General features: G+C 40.2%; 23 protein-coding genes. 18 read left to right on the plus strand and 5 right to left on the minus strand.

Annotated features, from left to right (window positions below; all coding sequences use genetic code 11):
• Positions 1–548: 548 nt before the first annotated feature.
• The gene (locus AC3ITD_RS05775; protein WP_489364814.1) at positions 549–1442 is read right to left on the minus strand and encodes an AraC family transcriptional regulator; all 894 of its coding nucleotides are present in this window, start codon (positions 1440–1442) and stop codon (positions 549–551) included.
• Between the two features lie 503 nt (positions 1443–1945).
• Between AC3ITD_RS05775 and spt the strand changes: the two genes are divergently transcribed.
• From spt to AC3ITD_RS05840, 13 genes are all read left to right on the plus strand, one after another.
• The gene (gene spt, locus AC3ITD_RS05780) at positions 1946–3151 is read left to right on the plus strand and encodes a serine palmitoyltransferase (protein WP_489364816.1); all 1206 of its coding nucleotides are present in this window, start codon (positions 1946–1948) and stop codon (positions 3149–3151) included.
• Positions 3148–4269, plus strand: coding sequence for a hypothetical protein (locus tag AC3ITD_RS05785; protein ID WP_489364818.1), 1122 nt, complete (start codon positions 3148–3150; stop codon positions 4267–4269). The genes spt and AC3ITD_RS05785 overlap by 4 nt, the downstream gene beginning before the upstream one ends.
• The gene (locus AC3ITD_RS05790) at positions 4266–5255 is read left to right on the plus strand and encodes an NAD-dependent epimerase/dehydratase family protein (RefSeq protein WP_489364820.1); all 990 of its coding nucleotides are present in this window, start codon (positions 4266–4268) and stop codon (positions 5253–5255) included. The genes AC3ITD_RS05785 and AC3ITD_RS05790 overlap by 4 nt, the downstream gene beginning before the upstream one ends.
• 19 nt (positions 5256–5274) lie before the next feature.
• Complete coding sequence (locus AC3ITD_RS05795; RefSeq protein WP_489364822.1) at positions 5275–6600, plus strand: inositol-3-phosphate synthase; 1326 nt, start codon at positions 5275–5277, stop codon at positions 6598–6600.
• A complete protein-coding gene (locus tag AC3ITD_RS05800; protein WP_489364824.1) occupies positions 6600–7055 on the plus strand; it encodes a phosphatidylglycerophosphatase A family protein in 456 nt (151 codons plus the stop codon). Before AC3ITD_RS05795 ends, AC3ITD_RS05800 begins: the two co-directional genes overlap by 1 nt.
• 2 nt (positions 7056–7057) lie before the next feature.
• Positions 7058–7441 carry a GtrA family protein gene (locus AC3ITD_RS05805; RefSeq protein ID WP_489364826.1) on the plus strand — a complete coding sequence of 128 codons (384 nt, stop codon included), beginning with the start codon at positions 7058–7060 and terminating at the stop codon, positions 7439–7441.
• On the plus strand, positions 7431–9971 hold the full coding sequence (locus AC3ITD_RS05810; protein ID WP_489364828.1) for a DUF5686 and carboxypeptidase-like regulatory domain-containing protein: 2541 nt from the start codon (positions 7431–7433) through the stop codon (positions 9969–9971). The genes AC3ITD_RS05805 and AC3ITD_RS05810 overlap by 11 nt, the downstream gene beginning before the upstream one ends.
• Before the next feature lie 10 nt (positions 9972–9981).
• Positions 9982–11274: a DUF4833 domain-containing protein gene (locus tag AC3ITD_RS05815; protein ID WP_489364830.1), complete on the plus strand. Its 1293-nt coding sequence runs from the start codon at positions 9982–9984 to the stop codon at positions 11272–11274.
• Positions 11275–11279: 5 nt separating this feature from the next.
• On the plus strand, positions 11280–11900 hold the full coding sequence (locus AC3ITD_RS05820; protein WP_489364832.1) for a sterol desaturase family protein: 621 nt from the start codon (positions 11280–11282) through the stop codon (positions 11898–11900).
• The gene (locus tag AC3ITD_RS05825) at positions 11887–12891 is read left to right on the plus strand and encodes a phosphatase PAP2 family protein (protein WP_489364834.1); all 1005 of its coding nucleotides are present in this window, start codon (positions 11887–11889) and stop codon (positions 12889–12891) included. The genes AC3ITD_RS05820 and AC3ITD_RS05825 overlap by 14 nt, the downstream gene beginning before the upstream one ends.
• A gap of 60 nt (positions 12892–12951) precedes the next feature.
• Entirely contained in the window at positions 12952–13617 is a 666-nt protein-coding gene (locus tag AC3ITD_RS05830) for a hypothetical protein (protein ID WP_489364836.1), read from the plus strand.
• A 1044-nt stretch (positions 13618–14661) separates the two neighbouring features.
• Entirely contained in the window at positions 14662–16050 is a 1389-nt protein-coding gene (locus AC3ITD_RS05835) for a M1 aminopeptidase family protein (protein WP_489364838.1), read from the plus strand.
• Positions 16051–16288: 238 nt separating this feature from the next.
• Positions 16289–16612 (plus strand): hypothetical protein, encoded by a 324-nt coding sequence (locus tag AC3ITD_RS05840; RefSeq protein ID WP_489364840.1) that lies wholly within the window; start codon positions 16289–16291, stop codon positions 16610–16612.
• A gap of 556 nt (positions 16613–17168) precedes the next feature.
• Here AC3ITD_RS05840 and AC3ITD_RS05845 read toward each other — a convergent pair.
• Positions 17169–17372 carry a hypothetical protein gene (locus AC3ITD_RS05845; protein WP_489364842.1) on the minus strand — a complete coding sequence of 68 codons (204 nt, stop codon included), beginning with the start codon at positions 17370–17372 and terminating at the stop codon, positions 17169–17171.
• Positions 17373–18012: 640 nt separating this feature from the next.
• Between AC3ITD_RS05845 and AC3ITD_RS05850 the strand changes: the two genes are divergently transcribed.
• Both AC3ITD_RS05850 and AC3ITD_RS05855 read left to right on the plus strand, forming a co-directional pair.
• Positions 18013–19143, plus strand: a complete 1131-nt coding sequence (locus AC3ITD_RS05850) for a Gfo/Idh/MocA family protein (RefSeq protein ID WP_489364844.1) — start codon at positions 18013–18015, stop codon at positions 19141–19143.
• Between the two features lie 112 nt (positions 19144–19255).
• Positions 19256–19519, plus strand: coding sequence for an RNA polymerase sigma factor (locus AC3ITD_RS05855; protein WP_489364846.1), 264 nt, complete (start codon positions 19256–19258; stop codon positions 19517–19519).
• Between the two features lie 65 nt (positions 19520–19584).
• On the opposite strand, the gene AC3ITD_RS05860 is transcribed toward AC3ITD_RS05855, so the two are convergent.
• The 3 genes from AC3ITD_RS05860 to AC3ITD_RS05870 all read right to left on the minus strand — a co-directional run bounded on the left by AC3ITD_RS05860 (position 19585) and on the right by AC3ITD_RS05870 (position 21770).
• Positions 19585–19938: a response regulator transcription factor gene (locus AC3ITD_RS05860; RefSeq protein ID WP_489364847.1), complete on the minus strand. Its 354-nt coding sequence runs from the start codon at positions 19936–19938 to the stop codon at positions 19585–19587.
• Positions 19931–20263, minus strand: coding sequence for a DUF6766 family protein (locus AC3ITD_RS05865; RefSeq protein WP_489364849.1), 333 nt, complete (start codon positions 20261–20263; stop codon positions 19931–19933). Before AC3ITD_RS05865 ends, AC3ITD_RS05860 begins: the two co-directional genes overlap by 8 nt.
• A gap of 91 nt (positions 20264–20354) precedes the next feature.
• Positions 20355–21770 carry a serine hydrolase domain-containing protein gene (locus AC3ITD_RS05870; protein ID WP_489364851.1) on the minus strand — a complete coding sequence of 472 codons (1416 nt, stop codon included), beginning with the start codon at positions 21768–21770 and terminating at the stop codon, positions 20355–20357.
• Positions 21771–22183: 413 nt separating this feature from the next.
• Between AC3ITD_RS05870 and AC3ITD_RS05875 the strand changes: the two genes are divergently transcribed.
• The 3 genes from AC3ITD_RS05875 to AC3ITD_RS05885 are packed head-to-tail and all read left to right on the plus strand — an operon-like array spanning position 22184 to position 25334.
• Positions 22184–23593 carry an alpha/beta hydrolase family protein gene (locus AC3ITD_RS05875; protein ID WP_489364853.1) on the plus strand — a complete coding sequence of 470 codons (1410 nt, stop codon included), beginning with the start codon at positions 22184–22186 and terminating at the stop codon, positions 23591–23593.
• Entirely contained in the window at positions 23590–24618 is a 1029-nt protein-coding gene (locus AC3ITD_RS05880; RefSeq protein ID WP_489364855.1) for a sensor histidine kinase, read from the plus strand. The genes AC3ITD_RS05875 and AC3ITD_RS05880 overlap by 4 nt, the downstream gene beginning before the upstream one ends.
• Entirely contained in the window at positions 24615–25334 is a 720-nt protein-coding gene (locus AC3ITD_RS05885; RefSeq protein ID WP_489364857.1) for a LytR/AlgR family response regulator transcription factor, read from the plus strand. The genes AC3ITD_RS05880 and AC3ITD_RS05885 overlap by 4 nt, the downstream gene beginning before the upstream one ends.
• Positions 25335–25399 lie beyond the last annotated feature (65 nt).

The raw sequence follows: 25399 nt of genomic DNA on the forward strand, positions 1-25399 counted from the left end.
AATAAACACTGGACTATTAGATCAAGTTTGGGGTAGGAATCGGTAGATTACGAAGATCTACTCCGGGCCTTCGGTTTTTCTTCTGCGCAAGATCCGATATGTTTGAGGCGAAACTTTCATGCTCTTTTTGAATAACCTCGAGGTACTTTTCTGCACTCCAAACGATTGCGTGGAAATATATGTACCGTGCGGCGAACAATGCTGGTGGGCGAAAGGCATCTTCACCGCGAGGTTAATTGATACTATTGAGGAGCGGGATGCGGTTATCATACCTATAACAATTCGTTGATCACTAGGCGCAAATTCCTTGGGATGTTGCCTCAACTGTTTAATTGCCACAATAACGGCCAATTTTCCTTGGATGAATATTCATCATAGGGTTACCGGGAAGAGAAGATGGTCTATTTTGAAATAGAAGAGCAATCGTAATACCCGTATTGTCGATTTTGACACAGATTTCAGAAGATACCTGGCCAATATGTAAAGGATTCAGCTCAATTGGACATCAGCACCTCAATATCAAAGGGAAGTAAAACTATGTTAGACATCTAAATGGCAAGCGAAGTATCTCTTTTGAAAAGGATTGGAGATAATCCAGTATGCTTCTTAAAGTACTTCCCAAAGAATGATGGATTGCTGAAACATAAATGAGTTGCGACTTCAGAGATGTTCATCGAGTGACTTGACAATAATATTTTTGCTTCCCGTACAACAAATCCATCAATATGCTCGCCTGCTGTTCTGCCTGTAACCTCTTTAACAACCTGAGACAAATGTCTTGGAGTAAGTCGAAGGCAGTCTGCATAATATATCACTCTTTTTTCTGTTCTGAACTGTTCGGAAACCAGAGATAAAAATCTATTTGTTAATTCAATCTTCGTCGATAGGGGAGTGGTCTTTATTTTTTGCTGCTTTTGATTGATCAGGAAAATATCGAATAAGACAGCTAGAAAACTATTATGGATAATATCTTTAAAATACGGCGTAGTCTTGGGAATTGCCAGCCGGCTTTGGAGGGAGAACATGTTGGCATGGATGAGTCCATACTCCTTCTTTGACAGTGAAAACTTTAAAAAATCACTATCGCCGAATAAATTATATTTATCTGCGATATTGAAGAAAATTCCTTTTTTGAAAAGGTAATGCTTACTAAAATAAGTGCAAATAACGGAAGCCAGTTGCTCCAGAGGAATCTCGTAAATCTGATCTGGAATGATACATAGCACTTCCCGATGCCTTATCAAATGCTCAATGAAGTTAATTTTTATTTTTAGTGAGCCACTTGTGACAAGCAAAATGCCAAATCCTGATGATCGGAAAGCTGATTTGGGACATTCACCTGTCTGACCTTTATCATAGGTTGCTACCAGAAGTTGAGAATCTTCCCCTTCTCCAAAATCTAGCTGATTAATCTGTCCACTACCTTTATTGACATTTACCATAATCTGAATAGTCGATTTTTCGCATATTTTGTGCTGCCTTTCTATTGATGTTTAGAATATGATATTCACTTAATTCGCACCTCATCAAATGTATGTTTCAAAGTCATTTATACAATAATTTATAAAAAAAATTGACTTATTGATGATGATTAATCAATCAATTGATTAACTATGAATATTTTTATACACTTATAAATATCTGTTAATGTGATGATTGCGTTGTGATGACTCCTGTGAGCAATAGTTTTGGTCTACAAATTTAAATTCTACTATTTAATTTAAAAAGTCAGGAGGTCAAATGGTCAGTTCATCTAATTGTCATAATTGGTTCATCCAACTTTTTGACCAGCAAATCCCACTTACACACCTTTTTTTAAGTGGGAGACGATGTTAAAATTGCATTAACAAATCATCAAATAATTTGGGCTTTTTTATTTCACCTCCAAGGAAAAGTACAACAATTTAGAGGATTTGCAAATCCATGAGAGAAAACCGGCATTTATATGCATAAAAAATTATATGACAGAGTCGCATCATTCACTGATGCCAAACAGATTAAGGATAAGGGATTATATCCATATTTCAGATCAATCCAATCCGCTCAGGACACGGAAGTGGTTATAAATGGTAAAAAAGTATTGATGTTTGGCTCCAACTCCTATCTAGGGCTTACCAATCATCCCGAAATAAAATTAGCCTCAAAAAATGCAATAGATAAGTATGGAACAGGTTGTGCCGGATCACGCTTTTTAAACGGATCGCTGGATATTCATCTCAAACTGGAACAACGCCTGGCCGATTATGTTGGCAAGAAGGCCGCAGTGCTTTTTAGCACTGGTTTTCAGGTTAACCTGGGTGTAATTTCCTGTTTACTCGATAGAAATGATTACCTGATTCTGGATGAATATGACCATGCTTCGATTATTGATGGAAGCCGTCTGTCGTTCTCAAGAACTATAAAATATGCCCATAATGATATGAATGATTTGCGAAGCAAACTTAGTCGTTTGCCGGCAGATGCTGCAAAGCTTATTGTTTCAGATGGGATTTTTAGTATGGAAGGCGATTTGGTTAACCTGCCAGGAATGGTAGAGATTGCGAATGAATTCGGTGCAAACATCATGATGGATGATGCACATAGCTTAGGCGTAATCGGATTTAATGGCGCTGGTACTGCATCCCATTTTAACCTAAACAATGATGTAGACCTGATCATGGGCACCTTTAGCAAATCGCTCGCTTCGCTTGGCGGTTTTATAGCCGGAGATACCGATACCATTGAGTTTATCAAACACAGGGCAAGGTCGCTTATGTTCAGCGCAAGCATGCCGCCATCGGCCGTCGCCAGTGTAATTGCAGCACTCGATATTATTGAAAGGGAGCCGGAGCGAATAGATAAACTTTGGGCGAACACAAATTACGCAAAACAACTGCTTGTAGAAGCCGGCTTTGATATCGGCCATAGCAACAGCCCGATTATTCCGGTTTATATCAGGGACAATACCGCTACTTTTATGATCACCAATATCCTTCAGGAAAACGGCGTTTTTGTAAATCCGGTAGTATCTCCGGCGGTGCCTTCCGATTCCTCACTGATTCGCTTTTCACTTATGGCAACGCATACTTTTGAGCAAATAAAAAGTGCTGTCGACAAATTGAAAGCTGCATTTGAAGCGGTTAATGTTAATCTGCTAAATATTCGGTTATGAGGGTTACAAAAGAAGTTTCAGGCAAGAAAGACCTTCAGGCCTTTATCGATTTTCCCCATGATTTACATGCTGGAGACCCAAATTATGTTCCTGAGCTTTTTATAGCGCAACGGGATTTATTAACGCTAGGAAAGCATCCGTTTTTTAAACATTCTACCATTGCATTGTTTTTGCTTTTAGATGGTGATAAGATTGTCGGCCGCATTGCAGCGATAGATAATACCCATCACAATGAGGTATATGGCGGTAAAGAAGGTTTCTTTGGTTTCTTCGACTGTATTAACGAGGTTTCTGCAGCGAAACAGTTAATGGAAAGCGTTAACAATTGGCTGAAGGCGAGGCAAATGACAAGAGTGTTTGGGCCGGTAAATTTTTCTACAAATGAGGTTTGTGGTTTACTTATCGAAGGTTTTGACGGTCCGCCCGTAGCCATGATGCCTTATAATCCTCCCTATTATTTAATGTTGCTAGAAGCACTAGGCTTTACAAAAAATGTTGATTTAAGGGCTTATCGCTACACTGCTGGCGATTATAGCGACCGATCGCTTCAGCTTGTGGACCGCATTAAAGAAAGGTTGTTGAGGAATGACATTACCATACGGACCATCAACATGAAAAATTTTCCTCAGGAACGCGACGCCCTTCGTGAGGTTTACAATAAAGCCTGGGATAAAAACCTTGGCTTTGTGCCCATGACTGATGCAGAATTTGAATACACGGCTAATGATCTGAAATTGATACTCGACCCAAAATTTTGCATTATGGCCGAGCAACATGGAAAAATTGTCGGGTTTGCTTTAGCAATTCCGGATATCAATCAAATACTCATCAAAATAAAAAAAGGAAGGTTATTTCCAACAGGCTTGATTAAGTTATTAACCGGAAAGGGAAAAATTGATGGCATCAGGATTATGCTTTTGGGTGTAGTTGATGGCTACCGGAAAATGGGCATAGAGGCCTGCCTATACGGTGGAATTATTAAACGATTTCAGGAGAAGAAGATGAAGTATGCAGAGGCAAGCTGGACACTCGATCATAATGATATGGTAAATAGGCCTATTGAAGATATTGGTGGAAAACTGTACAGAAAGTATAGAATTCTGGAGAGGGAGCTATGAAAAAGCGAATTTTAATTACTGGCGCTACGGGCTTTGTTGGCTTCCATTTAATTGAATCTGCACTTTCCAGCGATCTGCACGTGTTTGCAAATACACGCCTATCTAGCAAAGTTGAACATTTGCAGAGCTTAAATATTGATTTTGTAGAACTTGATTTCGAATCCATTTACGCCCTGGGTAAAAATATTGAAGAAAACAAATACGATTATGTGATCCATGCTGCTGCGGTAACCAAGGCGAAAAATCTCGAGGAATACAATAAATACAATGCATTGTACGCAAGAAATCTGGCTATTGCTGTCTCAAATGCAACGCATAAAGTAGAAAAATTTGTGTTTGTAAGCAGCCTTGCAGCAATGGGACCGTTAAAAAATACAAGTGAGCTAATAAATGAGCAGGGTGCGTTAAACCCGGTCACCTATTATGGTAAAAGTAAAGCGCTGGCCGAAACTTATTTAAGCAATATTCAAAATCTGCCTTTATTGGTTTTTCGTCCAACAGCAGTTTACGGCCCGCGAGAAAAAGATATATTGATGGTACTGAGAGCCATTAGTCGTGGTTTTGAAGTTTATATGGGCAACGCTAACCAAAAACTCAGCTTTATTTACGTAAAGGATTTGGCTAAAATCATGATCAGTTCATTACAATCAAATGTCGTTAACAGGACGTATAACGTCACTGACGGAAATGTTTATGGCAGAGCTTCCTTATCGGAAAGTGCAAGACGCATTATGCAAAAAAAAACTTTCAAGCTAACCGTGCCATTGCCGCTTATTAAGGGCATTGCCTGGTCGATGGAAAAGGCATACAAATGTACAGGTAAGATGCCCACATTAAACATAGATAAGGTGAATGAACTGACCGGAATTAACTGGGCATGCGACATTAGAAGTATTAAAAAAGACCTTGGTTTTAGTCCGCAGTACCAGCTACAGCAAGGTTTAGAGGAAACAATAAAATGGTACAAGACTAATAAATGGTTATAAGACTTTAGGAAAAAATAAGATGACAGAACAAGTAAAATCAGCAAATGGAAAGCTTGGTATTTTAATGCCAGGATTGGGCGCTGTGGCTACCACGATGATTTCGGGTGTTGCAGCAGTAAAAAAAGGACTATCGAAACCCATCGGTTCACTAACGCAAATGGGAACAATCCGCATCGGAAAACGCACTGAAAAAAAGGAGCCGAAAATTAAGGATTTTGTGCCTTTGGCTGCATTGGAAGATTTAGTTTTTGGCGGATGGGACGTTTATGAAGATAACGTTTACGAGGCTGCAATGAATGCCCGCGTACTGGATGCCAATCTTTTGCGTGATGTGAAAGAAGAATTGCAGGCCATTACGCCAATGAGAGCAGCTTTCGACCGTAATTATGTTAAAAACCTGGATGGTAAATTTGTAAAGGATATTGATAACCGTTATGAGCTTGCCTTAGCTGTAATGGATGATATTAGAAATTTTAAGGCCGATAACAATTGTGATCGTATCGTTCTGGTTTGGTGTGGCTCTACCGAGATTTATTTCGAGCCATCAGCAGTACACCAATCGTTAGCTGTTTTTGAACAAGGTTTGAAAGACAATGACCCGCTAATTGCTCCAAGTATGATTTACGCTTACGCTGCCTTAAAGCTTGGCATTCCTTTCGCTAATGGTGCACCTAACTTAACGGTTGATATCCCAGCATTAATTGAACTTGCAAAAGAAACCAATACCCCGATCGCAGGTAAAGATTTTAAAACTGGTCAAACTTTGATGAAAACGATTTTAGCGCCAGGATTAGCTGCCCGCTCACTAGGTGTCAGTGGTTGGTTTTCTGATAATATTTTAGGTAACCGTGACGGTTTGGTTTTAGATGATCCAGATAATTTTAAAACGAAAGAGGTTTCAAAATTAGGAGTGTTGGAAGATATTTTCAAACCGGAACTCAACCCCGATTTATATGGCGATATGTACCATAAAATCAGAATTAACTATTATCCGCCACACGGTGATAACAAAGAGAGCTGGGATAATATCGACATTTTCGGTTGGTTGGGCTATAAAATGCAGATTAAAATAAACTTTCTTTGCCGCGATTCTATTCTGGCTGCACCGATCGTTTTGGATCTTGCCTTGTTTATGGATTTGGCTAAACGTGCCCACATGTCTGGCATTCAGGAATGGCTTTCATTCTATTTAAAATCGCCACAAACCATACCTGGCGTACCTGCAGAAAATGATATTTTTAAACAGTTGATTAAGCTTCAGAACACATTGCGTTACATCATGGGCGAAGAATTAATTACGCATTTAGGGCAGGATTACGAAGAAGAAGTTATAGAAACGGCATAGTGTTCTTTCACAAAATCATATCAACTTTCTTCGGCATTGGCTATATAGGCAAGGGCGCAGGTACAGTCGCCGCGGCGGCTACCTGCGCCATTTGGTGGCTTTTGCAAACAGAATATTCCAACCCTTATCTCTGGCCATTTCTATCAACAATACTGATTGTGCTGATGGGCATAATTTCCGGAGATGTAGTGGAGTCGGTTTGGGGAAAAGATCATGGGCGTGTAGTGATAGATGAGGTAGCAGGAATGGGCATTGCATTATTGCTTATTCCATTAAAGTGGCAATATTACATCATAGCATTCATCCTTTTCAGGTTTTTTGACATCGTAAAACCACTATATATCCGGCGTTTAGAGGCTTTGCCAGGCGGGTGGGGCGTAATGGCTGATGATGTGCTGGCTGGAATTTATGGCAATCTGGTACTGCAGTCTATCGTTTTGCTCGGGTTGTTTTAAGTATGGTCACGTTTTTCAAGGCACAAGCCTCATCGCTAACCGCTTCTGCAAGCGACTTTCTGATTACCGCTCTTTGCGTAAGCATTTTTGGGTTGTGGTTTGTGGCCGGAAGCATAATAGGTACCTTTTCTGGTGGCGTTGTCAATTTTTACATCAACCGGAACTGGGTATTCAATGCTGGTTTAAAGAACATTTACCCGCAGGTAATCAGATATATTTTGGTTTGGTTGGGTAATTTATTGCTGGTTACTTTATTTGTATACCTGCTTACCCGGTTTTTAAATCTCAATTATTTGCTCTCAAAAATGGCAGTTTCCATAGTGATGGGACTGAGCTACAATTACTATATGCAGAAGCAGTTTATTTTCCCACAAAATGAAAATTAGTTATTCATTTTTTCTATCTATATTTCTGTTAATTCACAGTTTATGTGCTAATGCACAGCAAACTATTGTTACAGGGACCGTTCGAGACGCCGTTACCAAAGAAACGCTGCCTTACGTGTCTGTTTTTTTTAAAGGGACAACCATTGGTACTCAAACCGACCTTAACGGGCACTACAGATTAAGTTCATCGGGCACCCCAACCGGATTAACTTTTAATTACGTGGGTTATGTTAGCGTTTCAAAAAACCTGCTTCCAAAAGTATCGCAGCAAATAGATGTAGCAATGTCGCCAGATGCGAAATCGCTTGACGAAGTAGTTGTTGTGGGTGGTAGAAAAATAAGATACCGCAATAAAGACAATCCTGCGGTAGAACTTATTCGCCAGGTAATTGTCCATAAGGATGAAAACCGGATTTCGAATTTTAACACCGCGTCCTTTCGTCAGTACGATAAAATGCTTTTCTCGATGAGCAATGTATCTGAAAAGTTTAAAAACAAAAAGATATTCAGAAATTATCAGTTCCTTTTCCAGGAGCAGGATTCTACCTTAATTGGCGGGAAAAATCTGCTACCCATCTACATCCAGGAGAAACTCACTGATAAGTATTTTGCCAATGATCCTACCAGGAATAAATCCGTCATCATTGGCGAAAAGCAGGTTAATTTCGATCAGCAGCTTATCGATAACAACGGAATGAAAGTCTATTTTGAGCGGATGTACCAGGATATTGATATCTATAAAAACAATATTTCGGTCATCAGTAATGAGTTTTTGAGTCCGATAGCAAACGCTGCGCCAACCTTTTACAAATTTTTTATTACAGATACCATAAAAACCGGAAATCATCAAGTGATTGAACTTTCTTTTACCCCAAGAAATACCACCGATATGCTATTCGAGGGAAAATTGTATGTGAGCAATGATGCGCACTACGCTGTCACCGGAGTAAGCATGGGGGTAAATAAAAATATCAACCTGAATTTTGTAAGGGCTTTGAAGATTGATATTGATTTCGAACCTACAGATTCGGGCAAATACAGTTTGAGCAGAAGCAAGCTTATCGCCGATTTTGGTATTGGCAAAACTAAAGGTATCGGTTTTACAGGTGAGCGTTCATCAACGTACAAAAATTACCAGTATGATGTTAAGCTGGCGGATACTGTTTTTCAGGGCAAAAGCGTTGTTTCCGTTGCCGGAGCAGATACAAGAGACGAGAAATACTGGGAAACGAATCGATTAGACCCCTTATCAAAAGAGCAGGCGAAGATTTACCGCAACATTGATACACTTCAAAAAATTCCCTCTTTTCAGCGAACCATAAAAATTGCAACCCTGCTTTTTGCGGGTTACGGCAACCTTGGTCCATACGAAATCGGCCCGATAAATACTTTTTACAGCTTTAACAATGTAGAAGGTTTTCGCTTACGTTTCGGCGGGAGAACAACGCCTGAGTTGAGCAAGCGGTTCTACTTCGAAAACTACGCGGCATATGGTTTCAAGGATGAGAAGTGGAAATTTTTTCTTTCAGGAACCTATTCGTTAAATAATAAATCCATCTATCAGTTTCCACAAAATTATGTGCGGGCAAGTTTCCAGCGGGATACCAAAATTCCGGGTCAGGAGCTTCAGTTTGTGCAGGAAGATAACTTTTTGCTGTCTTTTAAGCGTGGCGTAAATGATATGCTGCTTTACAATGATTTTTACCGGCTGGATTATGTTCATGAATATGAAAATCATTTTTCTTACGCACTTGGCTTTAAAAAATGGAGCCAGACTCCGGCCGGAGGGTTATCTTATCAAACCAATTCTGCAGAACCTGTTAACCGATTAACCACCAGCGAACTTTTTTTGGCCCTGCGTTATGCCCCAAATGAGAAGTTTATTCAGGGCAAAATTTACAGATCGCCCATTCCTGATCGTTACCCTGTTTTCAACCTGCGTTATACAGCCGGAATTAAGGGCTTATTGGGTGGCGAATACAATTACCACAACATAACAGGAACAGTTGATAAACGTTTTTACCTTTCCCAGCTGGGCTACAGTGATGTCACTTTTGAGGGAAGCTATATTGCGGGTAAAGTTCCATTTCCGTTATTGGCCATTCACAGAGCAAACCAAACTTATGCTTACCAGCTTAATTCTTATAACCTAATGAACTTTCTGGAGTTTGTGAGCGATCATTATGTCAGCATCAATATCGATCATAATTTTAATGGTTTTTTCTTTAACAAGCTGCCGTTAATTAAGAAATTAAAGTTGCGGGAGGTATTTTCCGTTAAAGCACTTTATGGTGGTTTAAGGGTTGAGAACGATCCGGCAATCGGGGCAGGAATTTACCAGCTTCCCAAGTTTGATAATGGTTTACAAAGAACGTATTCGTTGGCCAACGATCCTTATATTGAAGGAAGTGTGGGGATTGGGAATATCTTCAAATTATTGCGGGTGGATATGGTTCGGCGTTTTACCTATCTCGATAATCCGGAAGTTTCTAAATGGGGAGTAAGAGCGAGGGTTAAATTTGATTTTTAAACAAAATATTATGCAGAGCGTAAAATTGAGAGATCGCCTACAGTTGGGCATCTACAACGTTATAAATCCTTTTGTCAGGGGGCTTATTAGAATCGGGCTGACACCTAATGCGGTAACTACGATTGGCCTTGCTTTAAATATAGGCGTAGCCGTGATTTTTGTACTAGGGGCTGAAAAATCCAATCGTGGCGACATGTCATACATCGGATGGGGAGGTGCGCTGGTACTTTTCGCCGGATTATTCGATATGCTTGACGGCCAGGTAGCCCGATTAGGAAACATGAGCTCGAAGTTTGGCGCTTTGTACGATTCTGTTCTGGATCGTTACAGCGAAATGATTATGTTTCTCGGCATTTGCTATTACCTGGTTGCACACCATTATTTTTTGAGTTCACTTTTTGCGTTTATCGCTTTAATTGGTTCTATGATGGTGAGTTACACCCGTGCCCGTGCAGAGGGTCTGGGGGTAGAGTGCAAAGGTGGCTTAATGCAACGCCCGGAAAGAGTGGTAACCATCGGTGTTTTTGCCATAGCAAGTGGTATTGCCGGGCATTTTATTGGGGGTGATTATAAAATCTATATACCTGGCATTTCTTTTCATGTGTTCGAAACGATGTCGATTTTTACATTGCCAATTACTTTAATGGCTTTTCTCACCAATATAACCGCCATAAAAAGGCTTCAGGAGGCGAAAAAAGGGTTAGACGAACAGGAGAAAAATGAGAAAGGCGGTAATAGCCAGGCGGCTTTTGTTGCAGGGATTTTAGTTTTATTAACATTGGGCTTCGCATCACCTTCAAAAGTGTTGGCTCAGGGCGCAGATCCGTCGCCGCTCGTTTTTCCGCTGCCTCAGGGAATTTCCAATCAGCTTTTTTATCTCCAGCGTGATCCAAATACCAACAGCATCATTTGCCAGTTAAACGTAGATAAACATGGAGAGGTAGTTAAAGATAAGCCTGTAAATGTTTTCTGGATACGTTATGCAGACAAGGGTGAAAAGAAGGAACTCAGTTACATTCAGCGGAAATTTGCCTATGGAATAATCAGCAAAGACCTGGGTAACGGTCAGTTCGAACTTCGGTTTACATCGCACAAAAAGCTGCCAATGTACCTCAGTAAATCAGTGCTTGATAAAAAATACCATGTCTACGCAACCATTAATGATAAAAAAATGGAACTGGAACGCATTTTTTTAAGAATTGATGGTGGTTCTTTTTGGTTCCCTAATGTGAAATATGTCGAAATTAAAGGCCGCGATGCCTCAGTGCCATCAAAGCAAATAACAGAAAGAATTAAAGTTTAGCTAGCATGAAAAAGAATTTCGTTTCGAATTCAACTGAATCCATCAGGATGTTTAAAAGCGATTTTATGGAAAGCCTGTCGAAAGTCCGCTATTATGTCCCCTTAATCGTTTATATTCCGGTCATTGCATTTCTGTCTTACCAGTCGCTCTGGTTAGAACAAATGCCGGTATTTCATTTTGTCGGTTGGTTTTTATTAGGACTGGGCATCTGGACAATCACTGAATATGTTTTGCATAGATATGTTTTTCATTTTGAACCTAAAGCGGCATGGGGACAAAAAATTCACTTTATTTTTCATGGTGTTCACCACGATTATCCAAATGATTCAAAACGTTTAGTGATGCCGCCTTCCGCCAGTATTCCGATGGCAATGGGCTTTTATTTTCTATTCGAATGGCTACTTCCTCAAAACTGCAATTATCCTTTTTTTGCAGGATTTATGATTGGTTATTTATTCTACGATATGGTTCATTACGCCCTTCATCATGCTAATTTTAAAAGTGGCTTTTGGAAAAAATTAAAACACCACCATATGTTACACCATTATTCCGATGCCACGAAGGGTTATGGCGTAAGCTGGACTTTCTGGGATCATATTTTCAGATCAAATTTTGAGAAGAAGTAGGATGGGAGATCAGTTTTTTAACAGAAATCTTTACCGCTTGAACGATATTTATACCACCTCGTTCGTCTCGGTAGCTTATTTATTGCTTTCTTACTTTCTCGTTGGTTTTAAATTCGATCAACTCGTATTGGTTTTGATTTTCAACCTGATGTTTTACTTATTGGATAGCACGAGGAGATTCATTATCGGCTTTTCAATTTTCATCGTTTACTGGATCTTGTTCGACTACATGAAGGCTTTTCCAAATTACCTGTACAATCGGGTGCATATTGAGGATTTATATGATGCAGAAAAAAAGATTTTTGGCATTAACGTTCATGGATTGATTTTAACACCTAATGAGTTTTGGAAGATCTATAGCAATAGCTTTTTAGATATCTTGTCAGGTATATTCTATCTGATGTGGGTTCCTGTTCCGCTGGTTTTTGCCATCTTTCTATTTTTTAAAAATAAGCACCAGTTTTTGTTGTTCTCCCTGGTATTTGTCTGGGTAAATTTAATAGGATTTGTAATTTACTATCTTTATCCGGCTGCCCCACCATGGTATGTACAAGAACATGGCTTCAAATTTATAGCCCAAACCCGTGGCAATACGGCGGGGCTAGCCCGGTTCGATAGCTATTTCAATATTTCTCTTTTCAAAGGAATTTATAGTAAAGGCTCAAATGTTTTTGCCGCAATGCCCTCCTTGCATTCTGCATATCCTGTAATTGTATTCTATTTCGGTTTGAAAAACAGACGCGGAATGATCAACCTGTTCTTTCTGATCGTAATGCTCGGTATATGGTTTTCCGCCATTTACTCTTCTCACCACTACACGTTGGACGTATTAGGAGGGATTGGCTGCGCAGGAATTGGAATATTTACTTTTCGAATGGCTGCTCGCAAGACGCAATTTGGTAAGATGATTATCTCATTTGAAAGACGATTGACGAAAAGAAAAAATGCATTACAATCCGAAATAAACCATACCATAATATCCAAAAAATGATTCCATAAACCAGAATCCAGCAATAACTCTTGTTTTACTAAACAAATAATACATATTACTATGAAATTCACTTTGAAAAAAGATTATTCAATATTAACCTTAATCCGCTATATACTTTACGCGCTACTGGTGTTTCTCCTTGCCGAATTTATTAGATACGACGCATTGCAGGCCTCACTTGAAAGACGATTTTCGGAAGACTCTTACACTGAATTGGCCCAGACCGGCTTACTTGTATTATCTGCATCTCTTTCTTTAGCAATCTTCTTTAAAGGCCAAAGGTATCGATACCTAGGGTTTATGCTGGCCACAATTTCGATGGTCTCTATTATAAGAGAACAGGATGTCTACTTTGAACAATACTTTGGCCGTACAACCTGGTTTTATCCTGTTTTAGTCATTCTTTTTACAGCAGTAATTCTCTTGATCAGGAATCGCAAAAAAGTGATTTCTGAATTAAACTCTTTTGTAAAACTTTCCTCTTCAGGAATGCTGATGTTAGGATTCATAACTACGTTTGTGTTCTCCAGGTTATTCGGACGAAAGATATTTTGGCATGCAGTAATGGAAGGTCAGTATTTTAGAGCAGTAAAGAACGCAGCAGAAGAATGTCTGGAGTTGTATGGGTATCTGCTTATCCTGATCGGGATAATCGAACTCGCGCTAGAGGAATTTTACCCGACAACTAAAAACAGCCAACATTCTCAACTCCCTAACCTTTCATAATATCATAAATACCGGTGCATATCGCAATAATACAAAATAGATCCGTTATCTGATTTGTATTCCATATGTTAGAACAACAGCCAGGAAACGATAGGTTAATTATGATGCTCGGAACCGATTACAGGTAAGTCATCTGATTAATTATACCAGCGGAATTCTTTATTTAATTTACTGGCCCATGAGAACGACGAAGTTATGCTAGAGAACCTCCATGGATGAAAGACTACTTGAACCCTTAGATCTGAATGAAACCTTCAAATACATTTTTACTCAAAGTTATATTTACATTTCTTTTCATAATAACAATTACGTTTTTCAAGTTGACAGATCATACCATTCGGTATTACATTTCTTAATGAGGAGTGATAGTAAAAAGCCATATCTAAGGTCTGCAGGTTGCCGTTATGGAAGGATAAATGGAACACATTAAATCATTTGGACTTATAATGTAGAAAAACGTGTCGGCATTAATAGACTGGAAATACCCTGCTATCATCAGCTTAGTCAAAAATTATTCTGCTAAGCTGATGAGCGAAATGCTATTGTCTTTTTAAACCCATTTGCACTTTGTCAGAAAATACGTGAACAACATTCGAAAGCTCAAAGCCTCAAAGAACAAGACGGATGCTGTATCTTATATGAATTATAATGTTGAGCAAGGACTAATAATCGGGTGATAAAATATAATTCAATGTTGTTGTTGCGTATCTGCTAAAAACCTCGTTTAACTCTATATGAACGATCTGAAACCTCCGCTTCTTTATTTTTTATGTTCGCTTTTAATGATCAGCTTTGCGTTGATAATGTATTTTTTGTTTTCGGGTATGGACTGGGGACGGTTTTTCGATGCCGCTTCTATATTTCTCCCAATAGTTATAGGACTACTGCTTAGCCTGGTCATTTTCTTGATCGCGATTTATATATTCAGGAAAGCTTTTTTCTTTAACCGGAAAAAGGAACATATCCGTTATCTTTGAATTTATTTTATCACGTCTGATTTTTATCGAAAAAATCAAACTTAACTTATTGCCAAACCATTTATTTATGCGCTCAAAAATAATAGCTCTTACTTCCGTTCTTTTTCTATTTTCCTTTAACTTGTTTGCACAACTTACCGTTCCCCATCTGTCTGGAAAACTGACCATCAACATGAAAGAGGGGCTGATCAAAGCCGAGTTTAACCTGTCCAATCTCCCTAAGCTGGATACAGGCTTTAGGGTCTTTTTAAATAGGGGGATGAACATGAAGTTCATCAAGGACAGTACCGGTGTCCTGCGGTATAATGACTCGCCGGGGGATGATGTATTAAAGTACAGGATGCACAATGGGAAAGATTATATCCCACTTCCCGGTTCATTGAGGGTTGTTTATTCTGGAGCTTTTCCGGTCTATACCGATACGCTTAGCTTTTTTGACTATCAGGGCGTGATTGCTTTTAACGGGAAGACTTTAAGGGCAGCAGATTCCGGATGCTGGTATCCGGTGATTTATGATACGAGAAACGATCGCGAAATTGCCGCTGTCAGCTACGATATTCAGGTGGAGTGTCAGGATTGCAAGACGCTTTACCTGAATGGTTCTGCCGCAAAACCGGGACCAATTGCCAGCTTCACCAGTAAAATGCCCTATAAACTGCTTCTGTTTGCCGGCGATTATCAGAAACAGGAATTTGACGGCAGCGACTTTCTAAATGCGGAAATGCCCGTACCCGTGGCAACTGCATTTAACAAGCAGATCAACCAGATCAAGCGTTTCTATGAGAAAACCCTCGGGCTACCTTATCAGCAAAAGATTTCATTTGTTCAGCATAAGGCCGTCGAGCCATTTGGTCCCAACCGTTCCTGGGGATTTGTGACTTTTCCCAGCATAGCGGTAGCAGGCGGCCGTTTTAATCAGCAGATCGATATGCGGACAGGCAAATTCAATCACATCATCAAATACTCTTTTTATGCACATGAACTGGGCCATTATTATTTCGGAACCCAGCTCATTCCCAATGCTGCCTTGAAGTGGTTCTTTTTGGAATCTACTGCTGAATATATGTCCCTAAAAGCTGCCGAGCATGAATACGGAAAGGATTCCACGACAGCTTACATTGCCAATGCAAAGAAACTGCTTGGGCAGAAAAAGATAACGCCTTTATCGAAAATTAACGCAGCAGGTGAAATTGATGAGCTTTACCGTTACACTTATGGCCCTATGATCTTGCTTGCCTTTGAGCGGACTTTTGGAGAGCAGAAGACCTATAAACTGCTGAAAGCGGCCCTGAAGCACAAAGGAGAACGCACAGACTATAAGTTCCTGTCGAAGTTGGCACGTCAGGCTGGTGTCTCTGAAAAGGAATGGCTGATTTTTGAGCAAAAAATTATTTCTCTTGAAGAAACGACCCAGATTTTCCCTTTTTTGGTCAATGAAAAGACCGGTAAAGAATAAAATTGCTGACCGTTACAGCTAAAATAGCGGGTAAATGTAACCATCATTATTCTCTCCAGGCAAGATTAGGAGCTCTTTAAATTTAAAAAATAAATAAGCATACAGATTATTCTGATTCATCATCATGAAGTAACAGTCAATTGATTTACACAACGCCCTGATACAAAATAAATAACCTAACTACTTAATTTAAATTCTATCTCCATGCTTAATCGTTCCAAATTCTTGCTGTTATCATTTGTCGTGCTACTTCCCTTTTCTCTTTTCTCCCAGGCTTCTAAAATCGACTCAAACTCAGGGTCCGACCCAAAACAAATATATAAAAAAAGGAATTCCGCTTGACCTAAATCATTTTGCAAAGCGTGCTAAAGATACTGGCGAGTGGAAGGAGGATGAACTAAAGGAAAAAGATGTGTTGCACATGTTGAAAGAGAAGTTTAGCACTGTCTCATTTGAAAATGTAAAGGAAGATGTGAGACCATTTATTAAAGATGACAGAATGCTGGAAATCTGGAGTGAGCAATACTTCATGGATCTGTTGGACAGGATGAAATTTCAATAGCTGGCGATGAGTCTGTATTTTGGTTTTTGGCAAGGGCAATCTGGGCAAAAATGGTCGCCGTTCCGCATTTAAACTGTCACCCCGTTTCGCCGAAATGCACATCCCATCACGTTCATAGGTTTGTATAGGCTGAATATGAACAGACAACCTGGGCAGCAATAAAAGGCGAGAAGGCACCTAACCGTATCTATGCAGTGGCTTGGGGTGTTGTTGAGCTGTTGCCAGATGTGGCTAAAAGAAAAACCACTTTGATTTTTCTAAGGTAAGATTGCTTTGTTAATTGTTTTAAGCTGATTTAAAAGCGCCTCATCTATTTCATCAATCCTCCAAATAAAGCATCATTCAGATCTACGAAATCCAGCTCTTATCATTTTCCAAATGGTGCACTCCATTTATCGTAAAAGATTTAGATTTCAGAGTATTGACAGGATTTGTCTGGTTTAAAACTTTACATATCCTGGTCATAAATTTGAGCAGAATATACCAACTCTAGGCATCAACCCAAAAAAACGCCCAGCCTTCTCAAACTGGACGCCAATTAACCACGGAAAAATGGTTATTGTTTCTGCTCTGTGCCAGCATCGGCCGGTGCGTTGGTGGTTTTATCGTGAGTAGTGTCGGCACTCAATGAATCTTGACCTGTTGTACTATCAGTATATTGATTCATTTCGTCAGCATTCTTCTCATCCGCCTGTTTGCCATTGCATGCACTTAGTGCCAGACCTAGTGCAACAGTTAATATAAAAATTTTCGTTTTCATAGTGTAAGGAGTTGTTGTAAGAATACAATCCGTTTAAAACAATAATGTTTTGATAACTTACCACCTGAGCCAAATAAATTTAGGCCAATTATCGCTCGAGGTGTTTAGGCTATTCTTGTTTGATGGAACTACTGCACTTACGGATCTTCTTTCGACACCTGCTGCATTAATACAAGATTCAAGCTGCTTGGCCTGATGAGGATTTCAAATGTGTTCAACCTGAAGATCTTGAGGTCATGGATCCATAGAGGGAAATCACGGTAGGTGCCGACATTATTGATTCAAAGGCGAATGAGGAGATAACAGGAACCGATTTTTAAGAATTCAACCGCATACCTTCAGCCATTTAAAATGAATATTATAGATCGGGCTGCTCAAATGGGTGCTGGTGTCCGGGTGGATGACCATGCTTTTGCAGGAATGGCAATTGAGCAAACGCTTTAAGATATGTTTAAGTTGCATACTGTTAGATCCTATAAGCTGGAATGAATATTTTTATGTTCCTCATCTATTCACTTACAGTTGGTGTCCCTATCCGCACACTTTCTCTACCGTATATCTACGAAAGGTAAAACCAATTGCGTACAACACTGGTTAGAATATATTGAAAATAGTCATACAACTGATCACGCATTTGCACATGGAAAACTATAGAATAGGAATAATTGGTTACGGTGGATTCGGAAAGTTTCTTCACCATTGGTTTGATAAGATGGAAAATACAAAGGTTGTTGCCATCGCTGAAACCGGTCAGCGCACCCATGATATTCCTGGCTGCAGGGTTTACTACGATTGGAAAGAGCTGCTTGGCGATCCGGACATCGATATTGTAAGTATTGTTACTCCACCGGGCTTACATGCGGAGATGGCATGCGAAGCAATGAAGGCAGGCAAACATGTCTTACTCGAAAAACCAGTAGCCATAACTGAAAAGACGGCAGAAGAAATTCTTAGAGTACAGAAAGAAACCGGCAAAATCATCACTGTAAATCACATGATCCGGTATAATAGCATCATGCAAAAAGTTAAAAAGCTGGGTGAAAGTGGTGCTTTTGGAGAATTAAGACATGTTGTGGTGAATAATTATGCCCAGGATGAGGCCTTGCCGATAGAACACTGGTTCTGGGATGAAGAGATGTCCGGTGGCATCCTGGTGGAACATGGTGTACATTTTTTTGATATTGTGAATTCACTAACCAAACAAAATTTTCAGCAGGTATTTGGAGCTTCACATCAACGGAACAGTAAGCAGCGCGACCGGGTAGCGGCTATGGTTGTATATGATGACGGGCTGATTGGTAATTATTATCATGCTTTCTCGGGACCGGGAATGTTTGAACAGACGACTATACAACTTGCATATGACCTGGCGAGAATAGAAATTGAAGGCTGGATGCCCTTGAAAGGAAAAATACACGCAATGGTAACTAACAAGACCAAGGCAGAAATCAGTGAGCTACCGGGTTGGATAATTCAAAAAAGTGAGTCATTGGAATCATCCGAAGACATGTCGAGACCTGAGGGATGGGGTAGCGCTAACAACAGCAAGGATACAGCCACCAAACTTTTTGGTGGAATTGCTTATCCCATAGATGAAGTGATTAGGGGTACTTTTGAAATTAATCAATCTAAAGGCGAGGTGTATGGGAAGTGTGTGCAATCTATATTGAGTGATCTGATACAAAAAATAGAGAATAAAGACCATAAACTTAAGGTAACCATAGAAGATGGTGTTTTAGCCTTGAAAATTGCACTTTTAGCCTCTGGATAAGTTCAGGTTCTCTTTTTAGTGGTTCAGCTGATCTAAGCTGTATCTACCTTGTACATCCGTAATACCTACCTCAATAATTTCAAAAAGGCTGCAAAGCGCAATTCCTTTTGTAGTGGAATCAGGGGCTGATAATTCCATCCATATCAATAATTCTGAGACTAATGATGCAGAGACGGCATTTGCAATGGCTGATATTCAAAAAGCGATGGCAACATTGAAATTTGAATACAGATTTGCATTCCAGAAATTTTTTGAGGGATACAAATATGTAGAAATTGCCGAAGAGCTTGAGATGCCTGTTGGCACGGTCAAAACGTATATCCATCAGGCCAGATTGGGTTTAAAAAAGTATTTAACCAGGTACCGCGCTATGTAGGACTTATGATTTCAAGCGCCTCTGCACCAAAGAAACATACAATGAATTCTTGGTATGCAGCGGCTTTAATCTACCAACCTGCCTACCTTTTGGAGCATGTTTTCGATGTCAAATGGCTTTTGGATAAAGTCATCGGCGCTACACTCCGCCATTACACTGGCCAGATCGGTGTTTGCAGACATCATAACAACCGGAATTGCGGCGTAGATTGGATCGGACTTTAGTCGGTTGCAGACTTCACGGCCGTCGCCGTCGGGCAATCTGATGTCCAGCAGGAAGATACTGGGTAGGGTGGGTGAGCTGTTGAAGCTCGCGACATCGGCAAAACCCTGTACCTGGTAGCCTTCTTCAGAAAAAATAAAGGTGCATATTTCGCGGATATCCATATCATCCTCCAAAATGGTGATCTTTCTATTCATAAGGTAATATTTGTGTGTTTGTTAATTTACGCAAATGTGTTGCCAGTGGTTGTTTTGGGGATAATTTCAGGTAATTCACGCAAATATCTGGCATATTGCCAGTGCGATGCTTGGTGATGCGGTAGGGCTTAGCACCTGAGACGAAGATTCGAAGTTGCGGTGATGCATTACTTTCCCATATTCGTATGTGGACTATCGACGGGCCTGGACTCTGGTGAGCCCTTTTTTCGAGATAAATGGTCAGAATCACGATTAAAAAAACAGAGAGGAATTCGCTTTGCCAGTCCTGAAAGGTCTGGTTTGGTTTGGTAGACAGTTGAATCATTTTCACAGGGTCACTGATTTCCTACAATAATACTTGGCCTTCTGAATTTGATAGATTGAAATCTGAGTGCTTGGGTCTGAATTGCTTTTAATCAATGACCGGTCTTTTTAAAACTTGTTCCGATTATTTTTCCAGATTGTAACATTTCGAGTTTTATCTCTCCATTCGTCATCTCTGTAAACCTGAGTTCTCCGTCTGAGCCGCCCTGACGTATGGCTTTGAAACGATTGTTATTGATTGGAAAGAATCTCATATCCCATTTGACGGTCTGGGTATTATAGATCAGGTAACCTTCCAGGAACGAAATTTCCTGCTTTTCGTGATTATTATCCTTGTCGATGTAAATACCGACAAACTTGCTAACATCTGGCCAAGGCAACAATACCCTTTGAACGTATTCAACATCAATTGGCTTTTTGTCAAGTATCTGGTTAATTGTATTGAATGGATAGGCACCCATCTTGAAATTTTGCAAGGTGATGATTGTACGGTCTTTTCCCATGTTGTGATAAGTGAATGTGGAGTATCCATCCCAGCTTCCTGTGTGACCAAACGAGAGATTGTTACCACTGCTTGATAAATCAAGACCAAAACCATATGGAACAGACTTTCCATTACTTGTTTTAACCTGGCGGGTCATTAGGCTAAATTCTTCTGAGGTAAAAAAGGAATTGTTTTTAAGCACATTAAACCATTTAAAAATATCGGTTACTGTGGAATTTACCTTTGCGTTCCCAACGATACCATCAAGATAGTAAACCAGGCTGTCGCCATAATCCGGATTTTCGGAAGTGATTCTGTTAAATGAGTTTTTCTTCCAAACATATCCGGTGGCACGATTTCGAATGTTCTGTGGATGTTGACGACTGTTGTAGATGAACGTATGATTCATTTTAAGGGGTGAGAAAATATTTTTTTTCAAAAACTCTGCTAAGCTCATTCCCGAGACGCGCGATACGATAGTTGCTAAAAATGCATAATTGGTATTACAATACCTATGTCTGCTCCCGGGTGCAAACATCAGTGTATCCTTTCTTGTAGCGTAAAAACTGACTAAATCATCATTAGTGGCGATCTTACTATGGTTCAATCCTTTTGACATATCGATAAGGTATTCAGGTATGCCGCTGGTATGTCTCAGCAGATCATAAATGGTTACCCTGCCCCAATGTGCAAGTTCTGGAATAAATTTGCTAAGGCTGTCTTCATAGCTAAGGCGCCCTTTTCTATACAGTAATACAACAGCGGCGGCAGTAAACTGCTTCGAACAGGAGGCGAGGTCATAGAGGGTTTTGCTGCTGTTTTTCTTCATCATCTGGGTATCCTGGTAACCATAGCCTTTTGAAAGGATAATCTTTCCGCCTTCTGCTACAAGCGCAGTCCCATTGAACTGATTTTGAGCAAGCATCATACTGAACACACTGTCCAGTTTTTGTTTTGCCGCATCTTGAGAAAATGTGTTGAGGCTTAAAAGCAAGAAGGTAATCAGGGTAAGTGTACGATACATAATGATAAAGTCTTTTATGGTAGTCGCAGGAATGCTGAAAGTGTGGCAAACAATTGTTGATTTTGGAATTTGTATTCGTTAATTTCAGTCTTCTTGGGATGTAAGAGATAGGTATAATTTAGATGTCGATTAATAGAGATTTTTTGGAATCAACTAATTACACTGTGGGTAGCACAGTTATCACTCAAGTAATCATTAGCACGATTTGCGGTAATCTTAAAAAATAAAGTTTCGTTTTTTAGTGTTTTATGCACATCATCAAACCTGTTAAGCTGATGCCTTTTTCAAAATTGATTTCATGTTTTTTTGGACAACCGTCCTCAGCAACCGTTTATCATTTTATCTGGCCGTTCGACACAATTTCGCTATGCTTCGTCTGAGATGAATTATATTTGAGCATATTTGATAAGACAATGAAGAGATTAATTGGCCTGATGGTCACCATGGCGATCACAAATTTTTTATATGCACAAAGCTTTACCGGAAGCTGGTATGGTATACTTGAAGTTCCCGGTTCCAAATTACGCATTAACTTTCATGTCAAGGAGGCTGGAACAGGCTTTATCACCACCATGGATAGCCCGGATCAGGGAGCCAACGGCCTTCCGACAGACAAAACTACTGTTCAGGGAAAGGAAATCAGCATCGAAGCCTCCAAACTTGGACTCACATACAGGGGAAGCTTTGATCCAGAAAGCAATGAGCTCAAAGGAACCTTCACCCAGGGGCCCGGAAGTATTCCGCTCAATCTTTCAAGAACAAAAAAAAGCACTGAAAAAGTAATGGTGAAAAGGCCCCAGGAACCTGTGAATTTTCCATACCGACAAGAGGAGGTAAGCTTTAAAAACATAAGATCCGGCAATGAACTTTCCGGGACTTTAACATTGCCGAGTGATGGCAGGATGTCCAAGATCGTAATTATGATCTCCGGCTCAGGTCCGCAGGACAGGAATGAGGAAGCTGGACAATTTAAGCATAAACCTTTTTTGGTATGGAGTGACCACCTGACCAAAAAAGGGATCGCGGTACTGAGGTATGACGACAGGGGCGTTGGAAAATCAACAGGAAAATTCTCCGGTGCAACCTCGGCTGATTTTGCGGAGGATGTTCAGGCAGCGATTCAGTATATAAAGTCACGCCAGGATTTAAGATCACTTAAACTTGGGTTGGTCGGTCACAGCGAAGGTGGGATGATAGCTCCTATAGTCGCCACCAAGGACCCTTCTGTCAAATTCATTGTCCTGTTGGCGGGGCCAGGTATACCGATTTCCGAACTGATGGTTCAGCAGGGCAGAGACCAGATGATGATGTCTGGTCTGAGTGATTCCGCAATAGTTGCCAATTCTGCGATAAACCGTAAAATATATGCTGCAGCGGTTCAGCATCAAAAGCTGAACAATAATGATTTCAAAGAAAAACTGGATTCGGCTTTGGCGCAGGTATTTCGCGAAAACGCAGGGGCGACGGTCAGTGAGACTGTCGTTGCAGAACGGGTGAAAAGCACTTCAAAGCAATTAACTGACCCCTGGTTCCGATATTTTATAGCTTTTAACCCACAGACCTATCTGCAGAAATTGAGATGCCCGGTTTTGGCAATCAACGGAACACTGGATATGCAAGTATCCAGCGATAGTAATCTTGGCGGCATTCGTGAAAGTCTTTTAAAGGCGGGAAATAAAAAATTCGAGATATTCCCGATCAAAAACCTGAATCATTTACTACAGTTGTCTCAAACCGGTTCAGTTACAGAATATGCCCAGATTGAAGAAACTGTAAACCCGCAGGCCCTGGAAAAAGTAAGCTTCTGGATAGAAAAAATATGATGAAAATAAGGAGCTGGTTTTGGCCCCTCCAATTGCTTTTTTGGTTTCTAATTGGAGGGGTCAATTTCTGTGCACAGTATTTTTTTGGTGGGTTGGATCTGACGCTTGCTGTGCTGAATTTTACAGGCCTGTCTATTGGTGGGTTGATTTCCAGTACACTTTACCGAACTTATTTCCGTGGTGCTAAACTTAAAATAAGATGGAAGGGGATGATCTTTCACGTTCTGGCCTCATCATTATTCCAGTCATTGCTCTGGATGTTGATCATGCTGTTGCTCAGCTGGCCCTTTGCAAAAACCTACAGCATCGATTTCTTCAGGGTATTACTGAATCTGGTTCCGATTTACGTGATCATTTTTGCATGGAACCTGGTTTATCTGGGATATCACCTTATTCTCACCCACCACAGCAATGAGGTTGAAAGATGGAAACTGGAGTCTGAGTTCCAGAAAGCACAATTAGGGGCGCTAAAATCGCAGGTCAATCCTCACTTTATGTTCAATGCCATTAACAATATCCGTGCATTGATTTTGGAGAATCCGGTTCTGGCCAGGGATATGTTAACCAAGTTCGCAGAAATATTCAGGCATGCGCTCCAATATTCCAGTGAGCAGTTGATTACTATAGGAGAAGAGTTGCACGTATTGACCCATTATTTGGAGATTCATAAACTGCATTTCGAGGAACGGCTTAAATATAGCATTAATCTGCAGGAGCATTTGCAAAACCAAATGATACCCCCCATGGTTCTTCAGCTGCTGGTTGAAAATTCTATTAAACATGGAATTGGTATGAGTGTGGATGGCGGGGAAATTTTTATAGATATTTACAAACAACAAACTACTTTGATACTTCAGGTCAAAAATACCGGAAAGTTGTCTTCAGGCACCAACCTGGAGGGAAGCCTCGGCATTGGGCTCCAAAATATAAAAGAAAGGCTTTTGCTTACTTACGGCAACCATGCCAAACTGGATATGGCGGAAGAGTCTTCATTTGTAGTGGTTACGATAAGCATTGATAGATGATCAAGGTAGTGATTATTGAAGACTCGAGATTGGCCCGGTTAGAACTCAAAGCGCTTTTGGCCGAATTTCCGGATCTGGATGTCATGGGAGAAGCCGATTCGGTTAAAACTGCCATTGAACTGATCAATACCCTTTCTCCTGACTTGATTTTCCTGGATATTCACATGCCTGGGGGAAGCGGGTTTGATGTTTTATCAAATATTGAAGCTGTACCAATGGTAATCTTCACGACCGCATTTGATGCATATGCGCTTGAATCTTTTGAATACAACACAATAGATTATTTGCTCAAGCCCATTGTACCGGATAAACTGAAAAGGGCAATCCAAAAGTCGGAAACCTTCATGAAAAAAGATAAGGCCTTGGTAGCGGAAAGGAGGCTTGGCCTGAGCGATAAAATATTTATCAAAGACAGGAACTTAAGCTGGCTGGTTGAGATTAAGGAGATTCGAATGTGGGAGTCTCATGGTAATTATACACAGGTTTACTTCAATGGTTATCGTCCTTTGTTCCAACGAAGCCTGCAACAGATTTCTGATTGCCTCAAAGACGGACTATTTTTAAGGGCCAACCGTAGACAGCTTGTCAATACAGAATTTATTGCTGAAATTTTCAAAAATCCAGATGGAAAGCTGATTTTGAGGCTCTCTACAGGGGAAGAAGTGCCGGTTTCGAGAAGGCAGATGAGTAAGATTAAGTCGCTTTATTCAATATAAAAAGGCAACGGCTGATGTTGGTAATTCTCAGAGAAATGATTCGATGGGAATCTTGGTTTTTATCG

It is taken from the genome of Pedobacter sp. KH_004, assembly GCF_057840755.1.

Coding starts and splice junctions, on each gene's coding strand:
- AC3ITD_RS05845 (WP_489364842.1), bottom strand. CDS start 17,372: ATGAAAACGAAAATTTTTATATTAACTGTTGCACTAGGTCTGGCACTA.
- AC3ITD_RS05810 (WP_489364828.1), top strand. CDS start 7,431: ATGAAAATTAGTTATTCATTTTTTCTATCTATATTTCTGTTAATTCAC.
- AC3ITD_RS05830 (WP_489364836.1), top strand. CDS start 12,952: ATGAAATTCACTTTGAAAAAAGATTATTCAATATTAACCTTAATCCGC.
- AC3ITD_RS05860 (WP_489364847.1), bottom strand. CDS start 19,938: ATGAATAGAAAGATCACCATTTTGGAGGATGATATGGATATCCGCGAA.
- AC3ITD_RS05885 (WP_489364857.1), top strand. CDS start 24,615: ATGATCAAGGTAGTGATTATTGAAGACTCGAGATTGGCCCGGTTAGAA.
- AC3ITD_RS05785 (WP_489364818.1), top strand. CDS start 3,148: ATGAGGGTTACAAAAGAAGTTTCAGGCAAGAAAGACCTTCAGGCCTTT.
- AC3ITD_RS05815 (WP_489364830.1), top strand. CDS start 9,982: ATGCAGAGCGTAAAATTGAGAGATCGCCTACAGTTGGGCATCTACAAC.
- AC3ITD_RS05870 (WP_489364851.1), bottom strand. CDS start 21,770: ATGTATCGTACACTTACCCTGATTACCTTCTTGCTTTTAAGCCTCAAC.
- AC3ITD_RS05875 (WP_489364853.1), top strand. CDS start 22,184: ATGAAGAGATTAATTGGCCTGATGGTCACCATGGCGATCACAAATTTT.
- AC3ITD_RS05795 (WP_489364822.1), top strand. CDS start 5,275: ATGACAGAACAAGTAAAATCAGCAAATGGAAAGCTTGGTATTTTAATG.
- AC3ITD_RS05835 (WP_489364838.1), top strand. CDS start 14,662: ATGCGCTCAAAAATAATAGCTCTTACTTCCGTTCTTTTTCTATTTTCC.
- AC3ITD_RS05790 (WP_489364820.1), top strand. CDS start 4,266: ATGAAAAAGCGAATTTTAATTACTGGCGCTACGGGCTTTGTTGGCTTC.
- AC3ITD_RS05880 (WP_489364855.1), top strand. CDS start 23,590: ATGATGAAAATAAGGAGCTGGTTTTGGCCCCTCCAATTGCTTTTTTGG.
- AC3ITD_RS05805 (WP_489364826.1), top strand. CDS start 7,058: ATGGTCACGTTTTTCAAGGCACAAGCCTCATCGCTAACCGCTTCTGCA.
- spt (WP_489364816.1), top strand. CDS start 1,946: ATGCATAAAAAATTATATGACAGAGTCGCATCATTCACTGATGCCAAA.
- AC3ITD_RS05775 (WP_489364814.1), bottom strand. CDS start 1,442: ATGGTAAATGTCAATAAAGGTAGTGGACAGATTAATCAGCTAGATTTT.
- AC3ITD_RS05820 (WP_489364832.1), top strand. CDS start 11,280: ATGAAAAAGAATTTCGTTTCGAATTCAACTGAATCCATCAGGATGTTT.
- AC3ITD_RS05850 (WP_489364844.1), top strand. CDS start 18,013: ATGGAAAACTATAGAATAGGAATAATTGGTTACGGTGGATTCGGAAAG.
- AC3ITD_RS05865 (WP_489364849.1), bottom strand. CDS start 20,263: ATGATTCAACTGTCTACCAAACCAAACCAGACCTTTCAGGACTGGCAA.